This window comes from Isoptericola sp. NPDC060257 (assembly GCF_042726645.1).
GTDB classification, from domain to species: Bacteria; Actinomycetota; Actinomycetes; order Actinomycetales; family Cellulomonadaceae; genus Isoptericola; species Isoptericola nanjingensis.
The window spans coordinates 1-6,075 of the sequence record NZ_JBHXAW010000268.1 but is presented as its reverse complement, the minus strand read 5'-3'; the positions used below and the strand labels follow the sequence as shown (position 1 = coordinate 6,075).

Sequence of the window (6,075 nt, the reverse complement as noted above, 5' to 3'; positions counted from 1 at the left end):
CCACTTCGGGAGGGATACGACCGCGCGAAGGATCCTGCGCCTCCCGCTCTCCTGAGCCCGCACCCGTCGCGGTGCCTCGGACAGTGCGCGACCCGGGTCGTGTCGACTCTCACGCGCACTTGCTCGGGAGCGGGGGCGGCGCCGAGCGGGTGCTGGGCCGTCAGGTGGTGATCGTGGTGTTGCCGCCGAAGTCGTCGCGGAAGCGGGGGCCCTGGGTGGCGAGCTCCTGGGCGTACGCGGCGGACCAGCCGCGGAAGGGGTCGACGGCGAGGGACTCGTTGGAGAAGCGGCGGTCGTCGGTGAGCTCGGTGACGCAGAAGTCGGGGATCTGGAGGTCCGTGACCGGGCCCGAGCGCTCGCACTCGGCGACGATGAGCGGCGCGTTGGCGCCGCCGAAGACGTCGATCGACCAGCCGTCGGCGCCCAGCCAGGCCGCGTAGCGCGTCTTGATGACCTGGGCGCCGCCGCGGCGCACCAGCTCCGCGCCGACGTTCGGCTCGAGCGGGCGCTCCGCCTCGTACCGGGTGCCGCCCACCGAGGGGCCCTTGACCGTGACCGCGGCGAGGTCGACGCGCGAGCGGTAGAGCTCGAGGACGTCCCGCGCGTCGCTGTCGGGGCCCAGCCGTGCCTCGACGCCCGTGGCCTGCACCCGCACGCGCAGCGCGTAGCCGCCGTCGGACAGGAAGTAGGACTGGACGATCAGGGCGGGCGCGTCGCGCAGCGCGTCCGGCAGCTCGCGGACGAAGAACCGGCGCTCGAACTCGAAGTCGGAGTAGTCGGCGGACATGACTGCGAGCCTAGTGCGCCGCGACGACGGTCCGGTCCCGCGGCCCGGCGGTGTCGGTTCAGGTGCGCCGCGCGCGCAGCACGCCCGTGCGCATCGGCAGGGTGAACTCGCCCCGCGCCGTCTCCGGCCTGCCCGCGAGATACGCGCGGATCCGCCCGGTCGTGGCCGCGCGCTCCGCCTCCGGCATGACGAGCATCCCGGCGCGGGTCGCGAGGGTCGCGACGAGCGAGTCGGCGGTGCGGCGCTGACCGTGCGGGAACTCGGCCCGCTCCGCCCGGGCCGACCACGCCTCCCCGGCGGGCGGGAGCACGCCGTCGGTCGCGCGGCGCCAGGCGGTCGGTGTGTCCCGCGGCCCCACGGCCGCGCTCCCGCTCGCCTCGGCGAGCCCGGCGACCCAGGCGACGTCGTCGTCCAGCAGGTTCCACAGCCCGGCCAGGACGCCGCCGGGGGCGAGCACGCGGGCGATCTCGGGCCCCGCGACCGCCAGGTCGAACCAGTGCAGCGCGTTGCCCGCGAGCACGGCGTCGACGGAGCCGTCGGGCAGCGGGATCGACTCGGCGCTGCCCGCCAGGGCGCGGACGCCCGGCAGGCCCCGCCGCAGCTCGGCCAGCATCGCCGGGTCCGGCTCGACGGCGACGACCTCCGCGCCAGGGACGACCGCCGGGTCGAGCAGGGTGGCGGTGAGCTTGCCCGTCCCCGCGCCGAGGTCGAGCACCCGCGGGCCCGGCGCCGCCCGCAGCGTCCAGCGCACCGCGGCCGCCGCGTAGTCCGGGCGGTGCTCGGCGTACGCGACGGCGGCCGCGCCGAAGGACGACGCGGGGCGCGCGGCGTCCCGGTCGGCGCTCATCGGTCCGCGGGGCCGGGCACCTCGCGGCGCTCGCGACCGACGTACGCCGAGAGGGGGCGGATGAGGGCGTTGGCGGCCTGCTGCTCCATGATGTGCGCCGTCCAGCCCGTGACGCGGGCGGCGACGAACAGCGGCGTGAACGTGGCCGTCTCGAAGCCCATGAGGTGGTAGGCCGGGCCCGACGGGTAGTCGAGGTTCGGGTAGATGCCCTTGCGGCGCACGAACTCGGTCTCCAGCGCGTCGTAGAGGGCGGCCAGGTCGGGGCGGTCGTAGTGCTCGACCAGGGTGTCGAGGGCGGCCTTCATCGTCGGCACGCGCGAGTCTCCGTGCTTGTAGACCCGGTGCCCGAAGCCCATGATCTTGCGCTTGGCGTCGAGCGCCTCGTCGAGCCAGGAGGCCGCACGCTCGGCGGTGCCGATCTCGGCGAGCGTCTCCATGACCGCCTCGTTGGCGCCGCCGTGCAGCGGCCCCTTGAGCGCCGCGATCGCGCCCACGACGGCCGAGTGCAGGTCGCTGAGCGTGGACGTGATGACGCGCGCCGTGAACGTGGACGCGTTGAACGAGTGCTCGGCGTACAGGATCATCGAACGGTTGAACGCGTCGGCCACCACGGGGTCCGGCTCGACCTCGAAGGTCGTCCAGAGGAAGTTCGCGGAGAAGTCCAGGTCGTCGCGCGGGGCGACCGGCTCCAGCCCCTGGCGGCGGCGCTGCCCGTACGCGACGATGGCCGGCAGGGCCGCGAACAGCCGCACGCTGCGCTCGAGGTTGACGTCCGGGTCGGCGGCCGCCTCCAGGGCCGTGAGGCCCGCGGCCTCGCGCGCGCCGAGGACGCTCACCGCCGTGCGCACCTCGTCCATCGGGTGCGCGCCGAGGGGAAGCAGGTCGATGGCGGCGCGCACGTCGTCGGCGAGCGGGCGGTGCTCGCGCTCGGTCGCGCGCAGCGCGTCCAGCTCGTCGGGCGTGGGCAGCTCGCCGTGCCACAGCAGCCACGCGACCGCCTCGAACGGGCGGGTCGCCGCCAGGTCCTGGACCGGGTAGCCGCGGTACAGCAGGGAGTTGGTCTCGGGGTCCACCTTGGAGACGGCCGTCACGTCGGCGACCACCCCCGCCAGCCCGCGTCGGACCTCGGGCTCGGACCCGGTGTGCTCTGTCATCGATGCTCCTTCGCTGCGATGTACGGGATGTGCTGCCGTGCGGGCTGCGGCGGCGCTCAGCCGTGCAGGTTGTCGTCCAGGCTGAAGTCGAAGACGCCGGTGTCGAACGCCGAGTAGGCGCCGTAGTCGAGCAGCTCGTAGAGCCGGGCGCGGGTCTGCATGTGCTCGACCTGCCCCGTCAGCGAGCCCTCGGCGCGCAGGGCGTCCAGGCCGCGCTCCGCGGCGCCCATCGCGAGGCGCAGCAGCGAGACCGGGTAGATGACGAGGGCGACACCCGCGTCGGCGAGCTGCGTGGTCGTGAACAGCTCGGACTTGCCGAACTCGGTCATGTTGGCCAGCACGGGGACGTCGACGGCGCTCGCGACGGCCTCGAACTCGGCCAGGTCGCGCATCGCCTCGGGGAAGATCGCGTCCGCGCCCGCGTCGACGAGCGCCTTCGCGCGGTCGACGGCGGTCGCGAGCCCCGCCACGGCGCGCACGTCGGTGCGGGCCATGACGAGCAGGTTCTCGTCGCGCCGCGCGGCGACGGCGGCGCGCACCCGCTGCAGGGCCGTCGGCTCGTCCACGACCTGCTTGCCGTCGAGGTGCCCGCAGCGCTTGGGGTTCACCTGGTCCTCGACGTGCAGCCCCGCGACGCCTGCGTCCTCCAGCGTCTGCACGGTCCGGGCCATGTTCATCGCCTCGCCGAAGCCGGTGTCGGCGTCCACGAGCGTCGGCAGGTCGGTCATGCGGGCGATCTGCCCCGCGCGGGTCGCGACCTCGGTGAGGGTGGTCAGCCCGACGTCGGGCAGCCCCAGGTCGGCGGCGACCACCGCGCCCGAGACGTACACGCCGTCGAACCCCTTGTCCTGGATCAGCCGCGCGGCGAGCGGGTTGAACGCGCCGGGCAGCTGCAGGAGCTCGCCGGAGCGCAGCCGCTCGCGGAACGCGGCGCGCTTGGCGGCGGGGGTGGTGGTCGAGTAGAGCACGGTCGCCCTCCGGGTCAGAACGGGTCTCAGAAGATGCCGCGCGCGACGGGGTGGGTCGCGAGCGGGTCGGCGAGCGGCGTGACGGTGAGGCCGGACAGCTCGCCGGCGGACAGCTCCGGCAGCCGCTGCGCGAGGTCGAGGAACCGCTCGGTCTCCTCGTCGGTCAGCACCCCGGCGGCCAGGGTGCGGAACTTCGCCACGTACTGCTCGCGGGCGAACGGGCGCGCGCCCAGCGGGTGCGCGTCCGCGACGGCGATCTCCTCGACGACGCGCGAGCCGTCCGCGAGCTCGATCTCCACGCGTCCGCCGAAGGACTTCTCGTCCGGGTCGCTCGAGTGGTACCGGCGGGTCCACTCGGCGTCCTCGGCCGTGGTGACCTTGCGCCACAGGTCCACGGTGTCCGGGCGGGCGGCGCGCTCGGGGGCGTAGCTGCCGACGTGGTCCCAGGCGCCGTCCTGCAGAGCGACCGTGAAGATGTAGGGGATCGAGTGGTCGAGCGTCTCGCGGCTGGCCGTGGGGTCGTACTTCTGCGGGTCGCCGGAGCCGGAGCCGATCACGTAGTGCGTGTGGTGGCTCGTGTGCAGCACGACGGCGACGACGTTCGCCGGGTCGCGCAGCTCGGGCCGCTCGGTGCCGAGGCGGCGCGCGAGGTCGATCCACGCCTGCGCCTGGTACTCGGCCGAGTGCTCCTTGGTGTACGTGTCGAGGATGGCGCGCCGCGCCTCGCCGGCGGCCGGGAGCGGCACCGTGTAGCGGGCGTCGGGCCCGTCGAGCAGCCAGGCGATCACGCCATCCTCGCCCTCGTAGATCGGGCTGGGGGAGGTCTGCCCGCGCATCGCGCGGTCCGCGGCCTCCACCGCCATCTTGCCCGCGAACGCGGGGGCGTGGGCCTTCCACGTGGAGATCTCGCCCTTGCGCGACTGCCGGGTCGCCGTCGTCGTGTGCAGGGCCTGGCCGACCGCCTGGTAGATGGTCTCCGTGGGCAGGCCGAGCAGCGTGCCGATGCCCGCCGCGGCCGACGGGCCGAGGTGGGCGACGTGGTCGATCTTGTGCGCGTGCAGGCTGATGCCCTTGACGAGGTCCACCTGGATCTCGTAACCCGTGACGATCCCGCGCAGCAGCTCCGCACCGCTGCGGCCCAGGTGCTGCGCGACGGCGAGCAGGGGCGGGATGTTGTCGCCCGGGTGCGAGTACTCGGCCGCGAGGAACGTGTCGTGGTAGTCCAGCTCCCGCACGGCGACGCCGTTCGCCCAGGCCGCCCACTCGGGGCTGGTCCGCTCGGGGGAGCCGAAGACCGTCGAGCCCGCGCCGCCCCGGGAGACCGGGTGCGCCTCCGCCTGCGTGCGGGCCGCGAGGATCGGGCCGCGGCCCAGCGACGCCGTCGCCACCGCGGCGTTGTCGATCACGCGGTTGATCACCATGTCGGTGACCTCCGGGGCGGGCTCGAGCTGCTCGGCCGCGACCTCCGCGATCTTCCACGCGAGCTGCCCCTCGCGGGGCAGCGGCTCGTCGGAACGGTAGACGCGGACCTCGTGGTCGATCATGCGGGGAGTCCTCCCTGTGCAGGCCTCAGCAGACATCGTGTGCGGGCGTCGTCGCCGCCCGTGTCCGGGCCGCTCCGAGAACGTAACGCCCGGTGAGCGCCGGGTCCAGCGAGCGAGGGCGGGCGGCCGTCGCCCGGACGGCCGTGCGGGGGCACACCGAGAGCCCTGTGGCGGGCTTCACGAATACCGTGTCAAGGAACGGTGTCGCCGCAGGTGAGGGCGTCGCGTCGAGGGCACCTCCGGACCCATGGTTGCCCTGCCGAACTTGATTCTCGGTCAAGGATCGGTAACGTGGCCGCCCATGTTCGGGCTCGGCGTCCGCCCTCGTGGCGGGCGCCGGCTCCCTGTCACGGGCCGGGCCGCTGCGTTCACACCGCGTGCGCGCCGCGCCGGCCACGGAAGGAAACATGACCGCCGTACTCCCTCAGGAACCGACCGGCACCACCCCCGCGAACGCTCCGGCCACCCGGGCCGCGCGCCGCAGGCTCCGCGTCTCCGACGTCACCGTCGTCGACAACTCCATGCTCAAGAAGACGATCGGCGGCACCGCCGTCGGCAACCTCATGGAGTGGTACGACGTCGGCGTCTACGGCTACCTGGCCGTGACGATGGGTGCCGTGTTCCTGCCGCAGGCGTCGTCCGGCGTGCAGATCCTCTTCTCCCTCGGCGTGTTCGCCGCCACGTACGTGGCGCGCCCGCTGGGCGGCATCGTGTGCGGCCGCATCGGCGACAAGGTCGGCCGCCAGAAGGTGCTGGCCTTCACGCTCGTGATGAT

At 74.1% G+C, this 6,075-nt stretch carries 6 protein-coding genes; 1 reads left to right on the top strand and 5 read right to left on the bottom strand.

Annotated elements, in window-relative coordinates; genetic code table 11:
• Window positions 1-160 precede the first annotated feature (160 nt).
• The 5 genes from ACFWEK_RS17685 to ACFWEK_RS17665 are packed head-to-tail and all read right to left on the bottom strand — an operon-like array spanning window position 161 to window position 5,300.
• Complete coding sequence (locus ACFWEK_RS17685) at window positions 161-787, bottom strand: CYTH domain-containing protein (RefSeq protein ID WP_430548270.1); 627 nt, start codon at window positions 785-787, stop codon at window positions 161-163.
• Between the two features lie 58 nt (window positions 788-845).
• The gene (locus tag ACFWEK_RS17680) at window positions 846-1,634 is read right to left on the bottom strand and encodes a class I SAM-dependent methyltransferase (RefSeq protein WP_430548271.1); all 789 of its coding nucleotides are present in this window, start codon (window positions 1,632-1,634) and stop codon (window positions 846-848) included.
• Window positions 1,631-2,788, bottom strand: a complete 1,158-nt coding sequence (locus ACFWEK_RS17675; protein ID WP_430554874.1) for a bifunctional 2-methylcitrate synthase/citrate synthase — start codon at window positions 2,786-2,788, stop codon at window positions 1,631-1,633. Before ACFWEK_RS17675 ends, ACFWEK_RS17680 begins: the two co-directional genes overlap by 4 nt.
• A 56-nt stretch (window positions 2,789-2,844) precedes the next feature.
• A complete protein-coding gene (prpB, locus tag ACFWEK_RS17670) occupies window positions 2,845-3,756 on the bottom strand; it encodes a methylisocitrate lyase (protein WP_430554873.1) in 912 nt (303 codons plus the stop codon).
• Window positions 3,757-3,782: 26 nt separating this feature from the next.
• Window positions 3,783-5,300, bottom strand: a complete 1,518-nt coding sequence (locus ACFWEK_RS17665; RefSeq protein ID WP_430554872.1) for an MmgE/PrpD family protein — start codon at window positions 5,298-5,300, stop codon at window positions 3,783-3,785.
• 407 nt (window positions 5,301-5,707) lie between these two features.
• Between ACFWEK_RS17665 and ACFWEK_RS17660 the strand changes: the two genes are divergently transcribed.
• The coding region (locus ACFWEK_RS17660; protein ID WP_430554871.1) for an MFS transporter at window positions 5,708-6,075 on the top strand (368 nt) is incomplete at its 3' end.